This window comes from Streptomyces harbinensis, assembly GCF_900116145.1.
GTDB lineage: Bacteria > Actinomycetota > Actinomycetes > Streptomycetales > Streptomycetaceae > Streptomyces > Streptomyces carpaticus.
In genome coordinates this window covers 640,945-656,816 of record NZ_FPAB01000004.1, presented here as the reverse complement: position 1 = coordinate 656,816, position 15,872 = coordinate 640,945, and the positions used below count along the sequence as shown (strand labels likewise).

19 protein-coding genes are annotated in these 15,872 nt (G+C 73.8%); 9 read left to right on the top strand and 10 right to left on the bottom strand.

The genetic code is table 11. The features are described 5' to 3' along the window. Positions 1-2: 2 nt before the first annotated feature. Both BM385_RS14430 and BM385_RS14425 read right to left on the bottom strand, forming a co-directional pair. Positions 3-302 (bottom strand): hypothetical protein, encoded by a 300-nt coding sequence (locus tag BM385_RS14430; protein WP_019436241.1) that lies wholly within the window; start codon positions 300-302, stop codon positions 3-5. Positions 303-315: 13 nt separating this feature from the next. Continuing rightward, positions 316-762, bottom strand: a complete 447-nt coding sequence (locus BM385_RS14425; RefSeq protein ID WP_019436240.1) for an ATP-binding protein — start codon at positions 760-762, stop codon at positions 316-318. A gap of 279 nt (positions 763-1,041) precedes the next feature. Between BM385_RS14425 and BM385_RS14420 the strand changes: the two genes are divergently transcribed. Next, a complete protein-coding gene (locus tag BM385_RS14420; protein WP_037756807.1) occupies positions 1,042-1,923 on the top strand; it encodes a Sco1979 family transcriptional regulator in 882 nt (293 codons plus the stop codon). A 4-nt stretch (positions 1,924-1,927) separates the two neighbouring features. Here BM385_RS14420 and BM385_RS14415 read toward each other — a convergent pair whose 3' ends face one another. Next, entirely contained in the window at positions 1,928-2,551 is a 624-nt protein-coding gene (locus tag BM385_RS14415) for a PadR family transcriptional regulator (protein ID WP_093843279.1), read from the bottom strand. 146 nt (positions 2,552-2,697) lie between these two features. On the opposite strand from BM385_RS14415, the gene BM385_RS14410 reads away from it, so the two are divergent. Then, positions 2,698-3,690, top strand: a complete 993-nt coding sequence (locus BM385_RS14410; RefSeq protein ID WP_019436237.1) for an ATP-binding cassette domain-containing protein — start codon at positions 2,698-2,700, stop codon at positions 3,688-3,690. Beyond that, positions 3,687-4,478 carry an ABC transporter permease gene (locus BM385_RS14405; RefSeq protein WP_093843278.1) on the top strand — a complete coding sequence of 264 codons (792 nt, stop codon included), beginning with the start codon at positions 3,687-3,689 and terminating at the stop codon, positions 4,476-4,478. Before BM385_RS14410 ends, BM385_RS14405 begins: the two co-directional genes overlap by 4 nt. A 60-nt stretch (positions 4,479-4,538) precedes the next feature. Here BM385_RS14405 and BM385_RS14400 read toward each other — a convergent pair whose 3' ends face one another. From BM385_RS14400 to BM385_RS14390, 3 genes are all read right to left on the bottom strand, one after another. Beyond that, a complete protein-coding gene (locus tag BM385_RS14400) occupies positions 4,539-4,736 on the bottom strand; it encodes a hypothetical protein (protein ID WP_019436235.1) in 198 nt (65 codons plus the stop codon). Between the two features lie 109 nt (positions 4,737-4,845). Then, entirely contained in the window at positions 4,846-5,706 is an 861-nt protein-coding gene (locus BM385_RS14395) for a fumarylacetoacetate hydrolase family protein (protein WP_019436234.1), read from the bottom strand. A 66-nt stretch (positions 5,707-5,772) separates the two neighbouring features. Then, a complete protein-coding gene (locus BM385_RS14390) occupies positions 5,773-6,630 on the bottom strand; it encodes an aldo/keto reductase (RefSeq protein ID WP_019436233.1) in 858 nt (285 codons plus the stop codon). Between the two features lie 153 nt (positions 6,631-6,783). Here BM385_RS14390 and BM385_RS14385 point away from each other — a divergent pair, with 153 nt between their 5' ends. From BM385_RS14385 to BM385_RS14365, 5 genes are all read left to right on the top strand, one after another. Beyond that, the gene (locus BM385_RS14385; protein ID WP_026047846.1) at positions 6,784-7,296 is read left to right on the top strand and encodes a MarR family winged helix-turn-helix transcriptional regulator; all 513 of its coding nucleotides are present in this window, start codon (positions 6,784-6,786) and stop codon (positions 7,294-7,296) included. Beyond that, entirely contained in the window at positions 7,293-8,693 is a 1,401-nt protein-coding gene (locus tag BM385_RS14380) for an MFS transporter (RefSeq protein WP_093843277.1), read from the top strand. The genes BM385_RS14385 and BM385_RS14380 overlap by 4 nt, the downstream gene beginning before the upstream one ends. Before the next feature lie 89 nt (positions 8,694-8,782). Next, the gene (locus BM385_RS14375) at positions 8,783-9,349 is read left to right on the top strand and encodes a TetR/AcrR family transcriptional regulator (protein WP_093843276.1); all 567 of its coding nucleotides are present in this window, start codon (positions 8,783-8,785) and stop codon (positions 9,347-9,349) included. A gap of 99 nt (positions 9,350-9,448) precedes the next feature. Beyond that, positions 9,449-10,291, top strand: coding sequence for an SDR family NAD(P)-dependent oxidoreductase (locus tag BM385_RS14370; protein WP_093843275.1), 843 nt, complete (start codon positions 9,449-9,451; stop codon positions 10,289-10,291). Between the two features lie 25 nt (positions 10,292-10,316). After that, a complete protein-coding gene (locus BM385_RS14365) occupies positions 10,317-11,552 on the top strand; it encodes a cytochrome P450 family protein (RefSeq protein ID WP_093843274.1) in 1,236 nt (411 codons plus the stop codon). Here the strand turns inward: BM385_RS14365 and BM385_RS14360 are convergent. Further along, the gene (locus BM385_RS14360) at positions 11,542-12,033 is read right to left on the bottom strand and encodes an FBP domain-containing protein (protein ID WP_093843273.1); all 492 of its coding nucleotides are present in this window, start codon (positions 12,031-12,033) and stop codon (positions 11,542-11,544) included. The two genes, BM385_RS14365 and BM385_RS14360, sit on opposite strands and share 11 nt — an antisense overlap. 88 nt (positions 12,034-12,121) lie before the next feature. Here BM385_RS14360 and BM385_RS14355 point away from each other — a divergent pair, with 88 nt between their 5' ends. Further along, positions 12,122-12,706, top strand: a complete 585-nt coding sequence (locus BM385_RS14355; RefSeq protein WP_019436226.1) for a TetR/AcrR family transcriptional regulator — start codon at positions 12,122-12,124, stop codon at positions 12,704-12,706. A 14-nt stretch (positions 12,707-12,720) separates the two neighbouring features. On the opposite strand, the gene BM385_RS14350 is transcribed toward BM385_RS14355, so the two are convergent. The 3 genes from BM385_RS14350 to BM385_RS14340 form a co-directional block, all read right to left on the bottom strand. Continuing rightward, complete coding sequence (locus BM385_RS14350; RefSeq protein WP_019436225.1) at positions 12,721-13,122, bottom strand: hypothetical protein; 402 nt, start codon at positions 13,120-13,122, stop codon at positions 12,721-12,723. A gap of 26 nt (positions 13,123-13,148) precedes the next feature. Further along, positions 13,149-13,844: a restriction endonuclease gene (locus BM385_RS14345; protein ID WP_093843272.1), complete on the bottom strand. Its 696-nt coding sequence runs from the start codon at positions 13,842-13,844 to the stop codon at positions 13,149-13,151. Between the two features lie 84 nt (positions 13,845-13,928). Continuing rightward, complete coding sequence (locus BM385_RS14340; protein ID WP_254791584.1) at positions 13,929-15,818, bottom strand: ABC transporter ATP-binding protein; 1,890 nt, start codon at positions 15,816-15,818, stop codon at positions 13,929-13,931. Between the last annotated feature and the right edge of the window lie 54 nt (positions 15,819-15,872).

Sequence of the window (15,872 nt, the reverse complement as noted above, 5' to 3'; positions counted from 1 at the left end):
CCCTACCGCGCGGGCGCCGGGACGGTGGGCACGAACGTGGGCGCCGGGGTGGCGCGGGGCGTGGGGTCGGGGCAGTCCTGTCGCGCGCTGCCGCCTCCGCCGCCCGAGGTGCTGGTCCCGCCGGGCCGGTAGCGGCCCCCGCCCCGGCCGCCGCCCCCCGAACCGCCGGAGGACCGCCCGGGTGCGGCGACCGAGCCGACCTCCTCGGTCTCGCAGCTGTCGTCCCCGCCACCGGAACAGCCGGTCACGGCGAACCCCGCGACCAGCACCCCCAGTACGACAATCATCCTCAGCATGGTCATGCGGAGGACTCTGTCAGATGCGGAAGACCGCCCAGACCACTTTGCCGCCGCTCTCCGTCCGGTGGCGCCAGCCCCAGCCGTCGCTGAAACACTCCACCAGCTGGAGACCGCGCCCCGATTCGGCGTTCTCGTCCGGTTCGCCCAGCCGCGGCGCCCGGGGGCTGGCGTCGCGCACGGCGCACACCAGCCGGTGACTGCCGCGCGTCAGCTCCAGTTCGACCGCGGGACGCCCGTACCGCAGGGCGTTGGTGACCAGTTCGGAGACGACGAGCGACACCGCGTCGTACTGTTCGCCCAGCCGCCAGAAGCCCAGCGTGCTGCGGGTGAAGTCACGGGCGCTGCGGACCGATTCGGGCCGGTCCGGCAGGGCGAGGGTGCCACTTCCGGCCACGGAGCGGGTGCCGAGGGCGGGGAACGATGGCCCTAAAACATCGAGCACGGGCGTCGTGTCGTTCCCCATGCGGCACTCCTGGCTCTCACGGCGGCGGCGGTCCGGGCAGGCTCGTACAGACGCACCGGTTCCCAGCGCGTGGTCCTCATGCTTCCCAACGCCCTCGTCGAATGCAAGGGCAGATGCACGTGCATGTTCAAAAATCGATTGACTGTAATCAACCCACCACCGAATGAAGCCCGAAGATGGCAGACTTCACCCAGTCCGACGTGGAGGGCCGACCGCATGACCACACCGACCACCACCACAATCAGGCCGCACAGCACAGGGGGCGCCGCCAGCATGCCCATGGCCGAGCGAGACGACAGCGGCTCGATGGTCCGCCGGATCCTGCTGGGTTCACAGCTGCGACGGCTGCGCGAGTCCCGAGGGGTCACCAGGGAAGCCGCCGGATACTCGATCCGCGCCTCCGAGTCCAAGATCAGCCGGATGGAACTGGGGCGGGTCAGCTTCAAGCAGCGGGACGTGGCCGATCTGCTGACGCTGTACGGGGTGGTCGACGAGGCCGAGCGCGAATCGCTGCTCGGCCTCGCGCGTTCCTCCGGCCACGCCGGCTGGTGGCACAGCTACAACGACGTGCTGCCGGGCTGGTTCCAGACCTACGTCGGCCTGGAGGCGGCGGCCGCCCGGATCGCCACCTACGAGGTGCAGTTCGTGCACGGCCTGCTCCAGACCGAGGCGTACGCCGAGGCCGTCATCATCAGCGGCCACCGGGGCGGCCCGCCGCGCGCCGAGATCGAGCGCCGGGTCGAACTGCGCATGCAGCGCCAGAAGCTGCTGTTCAGCGAGCAGGCGCCGCAGCTGCACTGCGTCCTGGACGAGGCGGCGCTGCACCGCGGGTACGGCGGCAGGCAGGTCATGGCGGACCAGATCAAGCTGCTGCTGGAGTTCTCCGAACTGCCGCACATCACCCTCCAGGTGGTGCCGTTCGCGCACGGCGGGCACGTCGCGGAGAGCGGCGCGTTCACGGTGCTGCGGTTCGCCGAGCGCGAGTTGTCGGACGTGGCGTACGTCGAGCAGCTCACCGGCGCGCTGTATCTGGACAAGCGGGAGGACGTGGCCTCGTACCAGGCCGTCCTCGACCGGCTCTCGGACGCCGCGCTGCCGCCCGCCGAGTCGCGCGAGCTGCTGAGCCGGCTGTGGCACACCCTGCTGGGCGGCGGGGGCTGAGGGCTCAGTCCCCCTTCGCGTACGGGTTCGGCACCCCGGGCGGGAGCACGTCCTGCTGCCGCTCGCCCTCGCCCGCGAAGACGTACGCGCCCGCCTCCAGGCGCGCGATCAGCCCGCGCGTCCACTCCTCGTCGGTCGAGGAGGTGTGCACCCACAGCCGCATGATCTCGCCGATGTGCCCCCACTGCTCGGGGGTGTCGTCCGGCGGGCTCCAGTGCGTGCGGACCTCCGCGCGCCACGCCTCCAGCGCGGCCACCCGCTCCCGCAGCAGGGCGATGGCCTCCGCGCGCGGCAGATCGACCAGGAAGCCGACCCCGGCGGTCAGCACGTCGATCCGCTCGTCGTGGGCGCGCAGCGCGTGCCGCAGCAGGTCGAAGAAGGCCTCGTCGCCGGCGGCGGTCACCTCGTACTCGGTGCGCGGCGGGCCCCCGGCCGGAGAGGGGGCGGCCTCGTGCGCGACCAGCAGACCCTGCTTCGCCATGCTCTTCAGCGCGTGGTAGATCGAGCCCGGCTTGGCGTTGGACCACTCGTGGGCGCCCCAGAACTCCAGATCGCTGAGCACCTGGTACCCGTGGGCCCGCCCGTGCTGGCGGACCGAGCCCAGCACCAGCAGCCGGATGACCGACATCACACGCCCTCCTGTTGCGGAAATCGTCCGGGGTGTATCAGTGCGCAGTCTCTCATTGCTCCGTCTCTTCAAATTTGACTAGCGGGTTTCGCTGCCCTACCCTCGGCGAGCCGCGCCCGACTAATCAAACTTGAAGAGTGAGGCAGATGATCAGAGTCCGCGACCTCGTCAGAACCTTCGGAACCCACCGCGCCCTCGACGGGCTGGACCTCACCGTCGCCGAGGGCACGGTGCACGCCGTGCTCGGGCCCAACGGTGCGGGCAAGACCACCGCCGTCCGCATCCTCACCACCCTGCTGCGGCCCACCGCCGGTCTGGCGGAGGTGGCCGGCCACGACGTCGGCCGCGCCCCCGACGAGGTACGGCGCCGGATCGGCCTGGTCGGCCAGCACGCCGCGCTGGACGAAGGGCTCAGCGGGCGGCAGAACCTGGAGCTGTTCGGCCGCCTCCACCACCTCGGCGGACCGGGCGCCGCCCGCCGGGCCGCCGGACTGCTCGCCGAGTTCTCGCTGGAGGACACCGGCGACCGCCCGGTGCGCACCTACAGCGGCGGCATGCGCCGCCGCCTCGACCTCGCCGCCTCCCTCATCACCCACCCGAAGGTGCTGTTCCTGGACGAGCCCACCACCGGCCTCGACCCGCGCGGCCGGGCCGAGGTCTGGCAGGCGGTCCGCCGGCTCACCGGCGCCGGCACCACCGTGCTGCTCACCACCCAGTACCTGGAGGAGGCCGACCAGCTCGCCCACCGGATCTCGGTGATCGACCGGGGCCGGTGCATCGCGGACGGCACCGCCGACAGCCTCAAGACCCGGGCCGGCGCCGACCGCATCGACATCGTCGTGCGGGACCCCGCCCAGCTGGACCGGGCGGCGGCCGTCGTCGGCGGGACCGTGACGGACGCCGACCGCCGGCTGGTCAGCCGGGCCGCGCCCGACCGGCTGGCGGCGCTGACCGCGACCGTCACCGCGCTGACGGCGGCCGACGTCGAGGCCCAGGACGTCGCCCTGCGCCGCCCGACTCTCGACGAGGTCTTCCTCACCCTCACCGGGAACGGCGCCGGCCCGGCGGCACCGGCCGACCGCCCCGGCCCGACGGACTCGGACTCGGCATCGGACACGGAAACGGAGACGCCCGCATGACCCCGTACGCCCGCGTGTGGACCGACTCGCTGACCATGACCCGCCGGGGTCTGGCCCACTGGGCCCGGCAGCCCGGCCAGGTCGCCACCGCGCTGCTCTTCCCGGTGATGCTGCTGGTGATGTTCGCCTACCTCATCGGCGGCGGCATATCCGTGCCCGGCGGCGGGGACTACCAGGACTTCCTGGTGCCCGGGATGCTGGCGCTCACCATGGCGTTCGGCCTGGAGAGCACCATGGTCGCGCTCACCCAGGACATCGACCGAGGGATACTCGACCGGTTCCGGTCGATGCCGATCGCCCCCTCGTCGTTCCTGATCGGCCGCAGTCTGCTCGACATGCTCAGCTCGGCGGCCGGCCTGCTGGTGATGCTCGGCGCCGGACTGGCCATCGGCTGGCGCTGGCACGGCGGCCCGGCCCAGGCGCTGGCCGCCGTGGGGCTGCTGCTCCTGCTGCGGTTCGCGATGCTGTGGGCCGGGATCTGGCTCGGTCTGGTGGCCGGGCGGCCGGAGATGGTGCAGACCGTCCAGATGCTGGTGTGGCCGGTGGGTTTCCTCTCCAGCGCTTTCACCTCGCCCGCCACCATGCCGGGCTGGCTCGGCGCGATCGCCGAGTGGAACCCGATGTCGGCCACCGCCGGCGCCGTCCGCGAACTGTTCGGCAACCCCGCCTGGCAGGGCACCTCCTGGCCGGCGGGGCATCCCGTGCTGCTCGCCGTGCTGTGGCCGCTGCTCCTGCTCGCCCTGGCCGTACCGGCGGCCCTGCGCCGCTACCGGGTGCTGGGCCGCTGACCGGGGAGCCGCTCACCGGGGAGCCGCTGACCTCCGCACCGCCCGGCGGAGGCGCGGGGGTCAGCGGCGCACCGGCAGGTCGTCGATCCAGGTGTAGCGGGTGCCCCGGCCCTCGGTGCAGCGCAGTTCGTACAGGCCGGTGCTGCCCGGCTGGCCGGAGAGCATCAGCGGCACATGGCCGGTGATGACGAGATCGATCGTCCGGCCGTGACGGGGCCCGCCGTCGAAGCGGACTTTGATCACGTGGGGGGAAGCCATGGCGCCCAACCTAACCAGGCGTCACCTCGCGCTTCCCCCCGGGAATCCCGCCAAGATCGTTCAAATCGGGCGGCGTTCGGGGATTCCTCACCCTAACGGGTGACGGCCATCACGATGACGGGGCGGCCCGCAGCGGGCTGCGCTGCCGCCCCAGTCCCGCGATCTCCAGTTCCATCACGTCCCCGGCCGCCAGGTACGGGAACCGGCCCGACATGGCGACGCCCTGCGGCGTCCCGGTGTTGATCACATCGCCCGGCTCCAGCACCAGGTACTGCGACAGATGGTGCACCAGATGGGCCACCGAGAAGATCATGTCGGAGGTGTTCGAGTCCTGCCGGGGCTCGCCGTTGACCCACGAGCGCAGGGCGAGGTCCTGCGGGTCGGGCACCTCGTCCGGGGTGACCAGCACCGGGCCGAGCGGGTTGAACGTCTCGCAGCTCTTGCCCTTGGACCACTGCCCGCCGGACTCCTCGCGCTGGTACGTGCGCTCCGAGACGTCGTTGGCGATGGTGTAGCCCGCGATGTGCGCGAGGGCGTCCTCCGGGCCCTCCAGGTAGCGGGCGCGCCGGCCGATGACGACGGCCAGTTCGACCTCCCAGTCGGTGGTGCGCGAGCCGCGCGGGATGAACACCTCGTCGTACGGGCCGACGACCGTGTTCGGCGACTTGTAGAAGAGGATCGGCCACTCCGGCGGTTCCGCGCCCGACTCGGCGGCGTGCGCCGCGTAGTTCTGCCCGATGCACAGCACCGCCGAGGGGCGGGCGACCGGGGCGCCGATCCGCTCCCCCTCGATGCCGGTCTCGGGCAGGGCGGACGGGTCGGGGACGACGGAGGGGTCGCGGGTCAGCTCCGCCAGGAAGGCACCGTCGATGTCGGCCGTGACGCCGCGCAGGTCGTAGTGGCGGGTGCCGTCCGTGGCGGCCAGGACGGGGCGCTCGTGCCCCGGTTCGCCTATGCGCATCAGTCGCATGGGGGGTGCTCAGCTCCAGTGGGTCGTGGTTCGGTGGTCCGGTGGGCCGGTGGGCCGCGCGGCCCGTCAGTCGAGCTGGGCCAGTTCGTCCTCGGTCAGCCGCAGTCCGGAGGCCGCCGCCGAGTCGGTGATGGTCTCCGGGCGGCTGGCGCCGGGGATCGGGATGACCACCGGGGACTTCGCCAGCATCCAGGCCAGGCACACCTGCTGCGGGCTCACCCCGCGGTCGCGGGCGATCCGCGCGAACGGGGCGAAGCGCGAGCCGAGTTCTCCGGCCCGGGCGATGCCGCCCAGCGGGCTCCACGGCAGGAACGCGATGCCCAGCTCCGTACAGAGGTCGAGTTCGGGTTCGCTGGAGCGGAAGGCCGGCGAGAACTGGTTCTGCACCGCCATCAGCCGTCCGCCCAGGATGGCGTTGGCCTGCTCGATCTGCTCGGGGTCGGCGTTCGAGATGCCCGCCATCCGGATCTTGCCCTCGTCCAGCAGATCGGCGAGCGCGCCGATCGATTCGGCGTACGGCACGGACGGATCCGGCCGGTGGAACTGGTACAGGCCGATCGCCTCCACGCCGAGCCGGCGCAGCGACGCCTCACAGGCGCGGCGCAGATACGCGGGGGAGCCGTTCAGCCCCCACGCGCCGCCGCCCGGCCGGGTGTGCCCGCCCTTGGTGGCGACCAGCACCTCGTCGCGGCGCGGATGCCCGGCCAGGGCCCGGGCGATGAGCGATTCGTTGTGGCCCGCGTCCTCCGCGTCGCCCAGGGAGTAGGCGTCGGCGGTGTCGATGAGGGTGACGCCCGCGTCCAGCGCGGCGTGGATCGTGGCGATCGACCGGCTCTCGTCCTCGGGGCGTCCCTCGATCGACATCGGCATCGCGCCGAGTCCGATCTCGTAGACCTCGACCGCTCCGATGCTGCGGTACTTCATGGCTGTGCACCTGCCCTTCCATACCCGTCCATTCCCGCTGGATCCTAACGGGGAGCGGTCGGACGGGGCGGCCGGCCGGGCGGTGGCCGGCGCCGGGCGAACGGGGTGCGGGGAAACGCCCCGGCAATGCACAAGCGCTGTTACATTAGCGCTGTGACATCTTCTCCCCCTCCCCCGCCCGGCGACGACCCGACCGCGGAACCGGACCGCTGGGTGCCGCTGCACCAGCTGTTCCGCGCCATGGACGACGAGATCGGCGAGGTGTACGCGCTGCGCGGCATCCACGGGGTACGGCCGCGCTTCGCCTATCCGCTGATCCGGCTCGCGCACACCGGACCGCTCACCATCCGGGAACTGGCCGCCTCCCTGGACCGCTCGCACTCGGCGCTCAGCCAGACCCTCACCGCCATGCGCCGCGAGGGGCTGATCGACTCCGCGCCGGGCGACGAGGACGCCAGGACCCGCCGGATCACCCTCACCGAACGGGGGCGCGCCCTGGTGCCGTTCCTGGAGGCGGAGTGGCGCGCCACCAAGGCGGTGGTCGCCGAACTGGACGACGAACTGCCGCACCCGCTGAGCGAGGCGGCCCTCGCCCTGGCCCGCGCCCTTCAGCGGCGCTCCATGAAGGAACGCATCCTCGACCACCTCGACGAGCCGTCGTCGTGAGCGGGAGGCGGATACGGTTCCTCGATCTGCGCCCGCTGCGCACCAGCCGGCCCTTCCGCGCGCTGGGGATCGGCGCCTCGCTCGGCTCGGCCGGCCACCAGATCGCCACCGTCGCCGTTCTGGCGCAGGTGTGGGAGCTGACCCGCAGTCCGCTGTGGACCGGGGCGATCGGTCTGGCCACCGCCGGGCCCGCGCTGGTCTGCGGACTGGCCGGCGGCTCGCTCGCGGACGCGATGGACCGCAGGACGCTGGTGCGCGCCACCACGGCCGTGCATCTGCTGGCCGCGCTGGCGCTGCTCGGGCAGGCGCTGGCCGGCAACCGGTCGGTGCTGCTGCTTCTGGCCCTGGTCGGGGCGGCTGCCGGGGCGAGCGCGCTGGGGGCGCCCGCCCGGCGTACGTTCCCGGTGCGGCTGCTGCCGTCCGATCAGCTGGCCGCGGGGCTCGCGCTCCAGGGCATGGCCTTCCAGGTCTCGATGCTGGCCGGGCCCGCGCTGGCCGGGCTACTGCTGGCCCGCTGGGACTTCCCGGCGGCGTACGGGTGCCAGGCCGCCGCCCTCGTCGTCTCCCTCGCCGTCACCTTCCGGCTGCCGCCGATGCCGGTGGACGGGGGCCGGCCGGCGGCGGGCGGCGCGTCCGGTGGGCGGCCACGGCGGCCGGAGCGCGGCGGGTGGGGGTTCATCCTGCGGCGGCCGACCCTGTGGGGATCCTTCGCGACCGATCTGTCCGCGACCCTGCTGGCCATGCCGATCTCGCTGTTCCCGCTGGTCAACGAGGCGCGGTTCGACGGTGATCCGCGCACGCTGGGGCTCTTCCTGTCCGCCGTGGCGGTGGGCGGGATCACGGCGGGGCTGTTCTCGGGCACGGTGACCCGGCTGCGCCGGGCCGGTCTCGTCCAGCTGACGGCCGCGCTGGTGTGGGGTCTGGCGCTGGCCGTCTTCGGGCTGGCCGGGCCGCTGTGGCTGGCGCTCGGCGCCCTGGCGGTGGCGGGCGGCGCGGACACCATCTCGGTGGTGACCCGCGGCGCGCTGGTGCAGTTGGAGACGCCGGACCGGTACCGGGGCCGGGTGTCGTCGGTCGAGCACATCATCGGGATGGCGGGGCCCGAGGCGGGCAACTTCCGGGGCGGTCTGGTGGCCTCGCTCACCTCGGCGCCGGTGGCGCTGGTGACCGGCGGCCTGGCCGGGGCGGTGGCGGTCGGGGTGGTGGCGGCGGTGAACCGCCCGCTGCGGTCGTACACGCTGCCGGAGCCGGAGCCGGAGCCGGACGCGGAGCAGGCGCCGCCGGGGAAGCCGGACCCGGCCCCGGACACGGACACGGACCCGAACACGGGTACGCACGCGGGCCGGAGGCCGGAGCCGGGTGCGGCTCCGGAGGCCGCGCCCGAGCCCGCGCCGTAACCGGCCCGGCCCGGCGTACCGGAGCCGGAACGGGCCGCTTCCGGGCCGACCCTGGCAGATTCTGCCAGCACGGGCGTAGGGTGCGGACCATGGGACGCGTCAGGGACGACGCCGCGATGAGGGCGTCCGAGCGGTGCTGCGAGCTGTACATCAGCCGCGGCACCACCGCCCTCACCGTCGCCGAGATCACGGCGGCCATCGGCATCTCGGCGCGTTCCTTCCACCGCTACTTCCCCACCAAGGCCGACACGGTGCAGCCGGTCTTCGACTGGACCACCGACACCTTCAACGCCCATGTGCGCACCGCGGGCCCCGGCGCGCCGCGCGCCGTGCTGCGCGACGGCTTCCGGGCCATGCTCGGCGGGGCCCACGCGGCGCGCACCCGGGCGCTGTTCCCGCTGGTCTTCGCCGACCCGGGCATGTGGTCGGTCTTCCTGCGGGCCGTGCACCACGGGGAGATCACGCTCGCCGAGGCGCTGGCGCCCCGGCTCGGTCTGCCGGCGGACGCGGTCCTCACCCGGACGGCCGCCGCCGCGGTGGCCTCCGCCACCCGGCTGGCCCTGGAGGAGATGGCGCGGACCGGGCGGGACCCGGAGCCGTTATTCCTGGCCCACATCGATGCCTTCGCGGCCGGCGCCCTCGGCGACCTGCGCTGACGGCGCGCGCCGATCCCACCCCCGCCCCGTACCGTCCCGTATCCCGGGCCCGGCGGCACCACCCGCACCACCCGCACCACACGAAAGCCAGGTACCACCATGTCAGCTCTCCTGGAGAACAAGGTCGCCATCGTCACCGGCGGCAGCAGCGGCATCGGCGAGGCGACCGTCGAGCGCTTCGTCGCCGAGGGCGCCAAGGTCACCATCGCCGACATCCAGGACGACGCCGGCGAGGCGCTCGCCCGCCGCCTGGGCGAGAGCGCCCTGTACGTCCGCACCGACGTCACCGACGAGGCCGCCATCGAGAACGTGGTGGCCCGCACCGCCGAGCACTTCGGCCGGCTCGACATCATGTTCAACAACGCGGGCGCCCAGGGCGACCCCTCCCCCATCACCGAGATCGGCGCGGAGGGCTTCACCCGCACCCTCGATCTGCTCACCCGGTCGGTGATCCTCGGCCACAAGTACGCCGCCCGCCAGTTCCAGGCGCAGGACGGCCCCGGCTCCATCATCAGCACCGCGAGCGCCGCCGCCCTCCAGGGCGGCTGGAGCGCGGCCGGCTACACCGTCGCCAAGCACGCGGTGGTCGGTGTCGTCCACCAGGCCGTCGCCGAACTCGCCCCGCTGGGCATCCGCTCCAACGCCATCGCGCCCGGCATCATCATGACGCCGATCATGGCCCGCAGCTTCGGCGTGCCGATGACGGAGGCGGTGGAGTTCACCTCCTTCCTCGCCGACCGCCTCGGCGGCAGCCAGCCGCTGGGCCGGGTCGGCACCGGCGACGACATCGCGCGGGTGGCGGTGTTCCTGGGCAGTGACCTCGCGCAGTTCGTGACCGGCGCGGTGATCCCCGTGGACGGCGGCGCCACCTCCGTCACCCAGGGCACCTTCGCGGTGGACGTCGCGGCTGCGGCCGAGGAGTACAACGCCCGCACCCGGTGACGTACTCCCCCTCTACGCTGGGGACATGACGCTCGCTCAGTCCCGGTCGCCGTTCGATCCCGAGGTGTTCGCCGCCGATCCGTACGGTGTCCTCGCGCGGCTGCGCGAGGACACCCCCGTCGTCCGGGTGACCCTGCCGGAGGGCACCAGCGCCTGGGTGGTCACCCGGGAGGCGGACGTCCGGGCCTGGCTGGGCGATCCACGGCTGTCGCTCGACAAGACGCACTCCACCACCGGGTACCGGGGCTTCTCGCTGCCGCCCGAGCTGGACACCAACCTCCTCAACATGGACGGCGCCGACCATCTGCGGCTGCGCCGCCTGGTGTCGCAGGCGTTCACCCCGCGCCGGGTCGAGGAGCTGCGGCCCCGGATCGAGGAGGCGGCCGGGCGGCTGGCGGACGGGGTGGCCGCCGCCGGGCGGTCCGGGCCGGTGGACCTGGTGCGCGCGTACGCCGGGCCGCTGCCGATGACCGTCATCGGCGACCTGTTCGGGCTGCCCGCCGAGGGCCGGCGGCCCTTCGCGGAGCTGATCGGTTCGGTGATCGGCGCCCGCACCCCGGACAGCACCCGGGCCGCGGTGGCCGCCATCGCCGCGTTCATGCGCGAGCTGATCGACGGACGGCGCGCCGCCCCCGGCGATGATCTGCTCTCCGGGCTGATCGCCGCCCGGGACGAGGGCGACCGGCTGTCCGAGAGCGAACTGGTCTCGCTCGCCTTCCTCATCGTCGGCGCCGGTATCGAGAACGTCACCCATCTGATCTCCGGCGGCGTGCACACCCTGCTGACCCATCCCGGGCAGCTGGCCGCCGTGCGGGCGGATCCGGAGGGCCTGCTGCCGGCGGCGGTGGAGGAGTTGCTGCGCTGTGTGCACCCCAATGTGACGGCCATCCGCCGCTTCCCGGTCGAGGACATCGAGGTGGGCGGTACGGTCATCCCGCGCGGCGAGACCGTCCTGCTGGCGCTGGCCGCGGCGCACCGCGATCCGGCGCGCTACCCGGAGCCCGACCGTTTCGACGTGCGCCGGGCCGACACCGCGCACCTGGCGCTGGGCCAGGGGCTGCACTACTGCCTGGGCGCGCCGCTGGCCCGGCTCCAGATCCGGATCGCGCTCGGCACGCTGCTGGAGCGCTTCCCGGCCCTGCGGCTCGCGGACGGCGAGCCGGCCCTGTGGCGTACGACGTTCCGCAGCCACGCGCCGGCCCGGCTGCCGGTGCTGGTCACGGCGGGGGACGCCGGACCGGGCGGCCGGGTCAGGCGGTGACCTTGGCGAGGAACGCGGCGAGGTTGGCGGTGGTCCGCTCGATCTTCTCCTCGACGGTGAGGGTCTCGTACACCCGGGCGCCGTCCGCGGTGTCCTTCTTGCCGCGCACATAGAGCGAGCAGTCCAGGTCGCCGCAGAGGTAGCTGCCCACCGAGTCGCCCTGTTTGCCGGCCTGGCCGGCGCGCGGGGCGACCATCAGCACGACGCCGCCGGAGCGGGTGGTCAGGCAGATGGAGCACATGCTGCGGCGCTGGAGCCCGGCGGCCGGGCCCGGGCTGCGCAGGGCGACGGCCTGCGGCCGGCCGGTGGGCGCGGCGACCAGGTAAGCGCGGCCCGGGGACTGCGGGTCGCGCCAGCCGAGGTAGTCGAGGTCGTCCCAGGGGCGGTCGGCCAGGTCCCGTGGGACGTACAGCCGCTTGGCCTCGCCCTTGGAGCAGTTCACAAAGGCGGCGCGGATCTCCTGTTCGGTCAGTGGCTTCATAAGCGCGAGGCTAGGTTGCCTATAGCCTTTAGGCAAATGTTTAATGTGATCAGGCAGTGGCCTGGAAGGTGCGGGAAGTGAGGCGATCATGGCGCGTGCGGGACTGACCACCGAGCGGGTGGTGCGGGCGGGCGCGGAGCTGGCCGACGAGGCCGGGTTCGACGCGGTGACGCTCTCGGCGCTGGCCCGCCGGTTCGACGTCAAGGTCGCCAGCCTCTACTCGCACCTGAAGAACTCCCAGGAGCTGCGGACCCGGATCGCGCTGCTCGCCCTGGAGGAGATGGCCGACCGGGCCGCCGCCGCGCTCGCCGGACGGTCCGGCCGCGACGCGCTGGCCGCCCTCGGCGACGTCTACCGCGACTACGCGCACCAGCACCCGGGCCGCTACGCCGCCGCCCAGCTGCGGCTCGACCCCGAGACGGCCGCGGCGAGCGCCGGGAGGCGCCACTCCGAGATGGCCCGGGCCGTCCTGCGCGGGTACGACCTGGCCGAACCCGACCGCACCCACGCGGTGCGGCTGCTCGGCAGCGTCTTCAGCGGCTACGTCGGGCTGGAGCTGGGCGGCGGCTTCGCGCACAGCGCCCCCGACAGCGCGCAGAGCTGGACCCGCATCCTGGACTCCCTCGACGCGCTGCTGCGCAACTGGCCGGCCACCGAGGAGCGTTCGCCGTGAGCGAACATGCCTGATCAGCGACCGGAATGCCAGGTGACCTCGTTCGCCTGGATCAGGTTCTCCACCCGGGCGTTCCCCTTGACCACATTGGTGACCGTCACCCCGCCGCCCGCACCGCGCGCCGCCTCGCTCTCCCGCATCCAGGCCCGCAGCTCGGCGGCGAACGCCGCGTCCTGCACGGCGCGGGCGTAGACGACGGCCGCGAGCTGGCTGACGGCGGTGTCATCGGGCCGCCCGCCGGGCTCCGGCCCGGGCTCCGCGTCCGGCTCGGGCTCCGGATCGTCCGCCCGGCCCAGCGCCCGCCGCCCCAGCCGGGTGAGCACGGCCCAGCTGCGGGTGCCCGCCTCCGTACCGAGCGCCCCCGCCGCGGCCGAGACCGCCGCGGTGATGGCCGCCAGCGACAGCGGATCGACCATGAGAAACCTCCCCCTTCGCCCCCTCACTACCCATCGGCGCGCCGTTCACGCCGGCCCTGCCCGGCCCCGTTGACCGGGATCAGGTCCAGCAGCGGCGTCCCGCTGTTCCACAGCCCCAGATAGTCCCGGTGAATGGCCAGAACCCGCTGTTGCGTCGCCAGTTCGAGCGCCGGCTTGGTGAAGGCCCGCGCCGTGGTCACGAACACCGCGAGATCCGCCCGGTGGTGCTGGTACACGGTCCCCAGGAACCGCTGCATGTCGGCGCTGCCCACCGACCGGTCCGCCCGGTACTGCTTGCACTGCACCACCACCCGGCGCCCGTCCGGCAGCAGCGCGGTCACATCCGCGCCCAGATCCCCGGCCCGCCCCGTGACCTCCACCTGGCCGCAGCCGTCGCGCCGGCACAGCCAGGCCACGTGCTCCTCGAACTCCCGCCAGCTCAGCACGTCCAGCGCCGCCACCGTGGCCCGCGCCCGGGCCCGCCGGTCCGCCTCCCGGAACTCCCGGTCGGCCGCCCGCGCCCGCCGGTCCCGCCGCCACAGCCACCACCCGCCCGCGCCGAGCAGGCAGGCGCCGAGCACCAGCAGCGTGTACGGCCAGAAGGCCACGGCCGCCACCACGGCCACCAGCCCCGCGGCGCCCCACCGCGTGCGCCGCTCGTACCGCTTCCCCTGCCGCCCCCGCTTCCGCTGATTCCGCTGCTTCTGCCGCTTTCCGCCCATGGCGCGCCAGTGTGGGAGGTACGCGCTCCCGCCCGCCAGAGCGCCTTCTCGGCCACCCGGGCCGGCCCCGGCGGCGGGCCCGGGTCAGCCGGTCCGGACGAACTGGGCCGCCTGGATCTCGTACAGCTCCCGGAACCGGCCGCCCTCGCGCGCCAGCAGCTCGTCCGGGGCGCCGGACTCCACCAGCCGCCCCTCGTGCAGCACATGCACCAGATCGGCGTGCCGCACCGACGCCATCCGGTGGGTGATGAGGATGACGGTCTGCCCGGCCGCCGCCAGCTCCCTGATCTGCGCGAAGACCCGGGCCTCCTCCTTGGCGTCCAGCGCGGCGGTCGGCTCGTCCACGATCAGGATCTCGGCGTCCCGGTACCGGGCCCTGGCGATCCCGAGCCGCTGCCACTGCCCGCCGCTGAGCTGGTGCCCGCCCTGGAAGCCGCGCGCCAGCAGCGTGTCCAGGCCGCGCGGCAGCCCGGCGATCACCTGGTCGGCGCCGGCGGCCGTGGCGGCGGAGGTGACGCGCCGTTCCTCGATGGGATCGTTGGGCGCGCCGATGGCGATGTTGATCCGGGCGGTGAACCGCCAGCGGTTGAAGTCCTGGGCCACCATGGCGATCCGGGAGAACAGATCCTGCCGGTCGGCGTCCGCCGTGGCGACCCCGCCGAACCGCACCGTGCCCGAGCCGGGCAGATACAGCCCGGCCAGCAGCTTCACCAGGGTGGTCTTGCCCGAGCCGTTCTCCCCGACCAGGGCCGTGATCCGGCCGCCGGGGATGCTCAGGCTCACCTCGTCCAGCGCGAGCCGGGGGGCTTCGGCCTCCGGTGCGGCCGGGTAGCCGAAGGAGACCCGGTCGAACCGGATGTCCGCGATCCGGGCGGGCAGCGGCTGCCCGCCCTGAGGGATGGCCCAGCTGTCGGCCTCGGTGCACAGCCGGTCGAGATCGGCGACGAACAGCGACTCGTCGTACAGCTGGTTGATGGCGCCGACCAGACCGCCCAGACTGCCCGCGCCGGTACGGATCGCCAGCACCGCCGTGCCGGCCACCGACATCGCGACCGCGCCGCTCCAGGCCAGCGCGCCGAGCGTGCTGTAGGTGAGGAAGCCCGCCAGGCCCGTCCACCCGGCGGCCCACAGACCGGTACGGGCGTCCAGCCGCGCCAGCCGGGTCTGTTCGCCCTCGGCGCTCTCCGACATGTGGCGGAAGTGCCGGCGCAGAAACGGGCCGACCTGGTGCACCCGGATCTCCGGGGCGGGCTCGGGCCGGGTGAGTTCGCCGCTGAGCAGGTGCCCGGCCCGGGTGTGCTGGACCCACACCCGGTACGAGGCGTACCGGCGGCGGGTGGTCACCAGTGTGCTCCACATACTGGGCAGGGTCATCAGGACCAGCAGCGGCAGCAGGACGGGGTGCAGCACCGTCAGCACACCGGCCGCCGCGATCAGCGAGAACAGGCCGGTGACCGCGTTCAGGCAGTAGCCGATCATGCTGCGGGCGGCGGACGCGCCGTACTGGGCGGTGTCCAGCAGCCGGTGGAACCGGTCGTCCTCCATGGCGGCCAGCTCGACCCGGGCGGCGTGTTCCAGATAGCGCTCGGTGGCGACCCGTTCCACCTTGGGCCGCAGCCGTCCGGAGCCGTAGGTGGAGGCGGCGGTGAGCAGAGCGGAGGCCACGCCCACCGCCGCCACGACGGCCAGCGCCGGGAGCGCGGCGCGCAGCCGCTCGGCGGGCTGGCCGTCGGCGAGGATCGCGGCGAGTACGGCGTTGACCGCGACCAGTCCGACGGCCTGGGCCAGGCCGCGGCCGATCTCCGCGCCGGCCACCATGCGCAGCGCGGCCGGGTCGGCGGCCCGGGCCAGCCGGACGGAGGTGGCCACCAGCGCGGGCAGCGAGGCGAGCATCTGGCCCAGGGTGAGCCGGGCCGCCGCGCCCTCGTGGCTGGACCAGGCCCGGTCGTACAGCAGGGGGCCGCCGAACAGCAGTTGTTCGGACTGGTGCTGGGCGGGCGGCTCCGGGGAGGGCGGGGGCGGCGGTGG

Excerpts from the sequence above, each read along its gene's own strand:
- BM385_RS14345 (WP_093843272.1), bottom strand. The coding sequence starts at position 13,844 with ATGGGCGGAAAGCGGCAGAAGCAGCGGAATCAGCGGAAGCGGGGGCGG.
- BM385_RS14420 (WP_037756807.1), top strand. The coding sequence starts at position 1,042 with ATGGCCGAGCGAGACGACAGCGGCTCGATGGTCCGCCGGATCCTGCTG.
- BM385_RS14400 (WP_019436235.1), bottom strand. The coding sequence starts at position 4,736 with ATGGCTTCCCCCCACGTGATCAAAGTCCGCTTCGACGGCGGGCCCCGT.
- BM385_RS14410 (WP_019436237.1), top strand. The coding sequence starts at position 2,698 with ATGATCAGAGTCCGCGACCTCGTCAGAACCTTCGGAACCCACCGCGCC.
- BM385_RS14415 (WP_093843279.1), bottom strand. The coding sequence starts at position 2,551 with ATGTCGGTCATCCGGCTGCTGGTGCTGGGCTCGGTCCGCCAGCACGGG.
- BM385_RS14360 (WP_093843273.1), bottom strand. The coding sequence starts at position 12,033 with ATGAAGCCACTGACCGAACAGGAGATCCGCGCCGCCTTTGTGAACTGC.
- BM385_RS14370 (WP_093843275.1), top strand. The coding sequence starts at position 9,449 with ATGTCAGCTCTCCTGGAGAACAAGGTCGCCATCGTCACCGGCGGCAGC.
- BM385_RS14375 (WP_093843276.1), top strand. The coding sequence starts at position 8,783 with ATGGGACGCGTCAGGGACGACGCCGCGATGAGGGCGTCCGAGCGGTGC.
- BM385_RS14390 (WP_019436233.1), bottom strand. The coding sequence starts at position 6,630 with ATGAAGTACCGCAGCATCGGAGCGGTCGAGGTCTACGAGATCGGACTC.
- BM385_RS14425 (WP_019436240.1), bottom strand. The coding sequence starts at position 762 with ATGGGGAACGACACGACGCCCGTGCTCGATGTTTTAGGGCCATCGTTC.
- BM385_RS14350 (WP_019436225.1), bottom strand. The coding sequence starts at position 13,122 with ATGGTCGATCCGCTGTCGCTGGCGGCCATCACCGCGGCGGTCTCGGCC.
- BM385_RS14365 (WP_093843274.1), top strand. The coding sequence starts at position 10,317 with ATGACGCTCGCTCAGTCCCGGTCGCCGTTCGATCCCGAGGTGTTCGCC.
- BM385_RS14395 (WP_019436234.1), bottom strand. The coding sequence starts at position 5,706 with ATGCGACTGATGCGCATAGGCGAACCGGGGCACGAGCGCCCCGTCCTG.
- BM385_RS14430 (WP_019436241.1), bottom strand. The coding sequence starts at position 302 with ATGACCATGCTGAGGATGATTGTCGTACTGGGGGTGCTGGTCGCGGGG.
- BM385_RS14405 (WP_093843278.1), top strand. The coding sequence starts at position 3,687 with ATGACCCCGTACGCCCGCGTGTGGACCGACTCGCTGACCATGACCCGC.
- BM385_RS14355 (WP_019436226.1), top strand. The coding sequence starts at position 12,122 with ATGGCGCGTGCGGGACTGACCACCGAGCGGGTGGTGCGGGCGGGCGCG.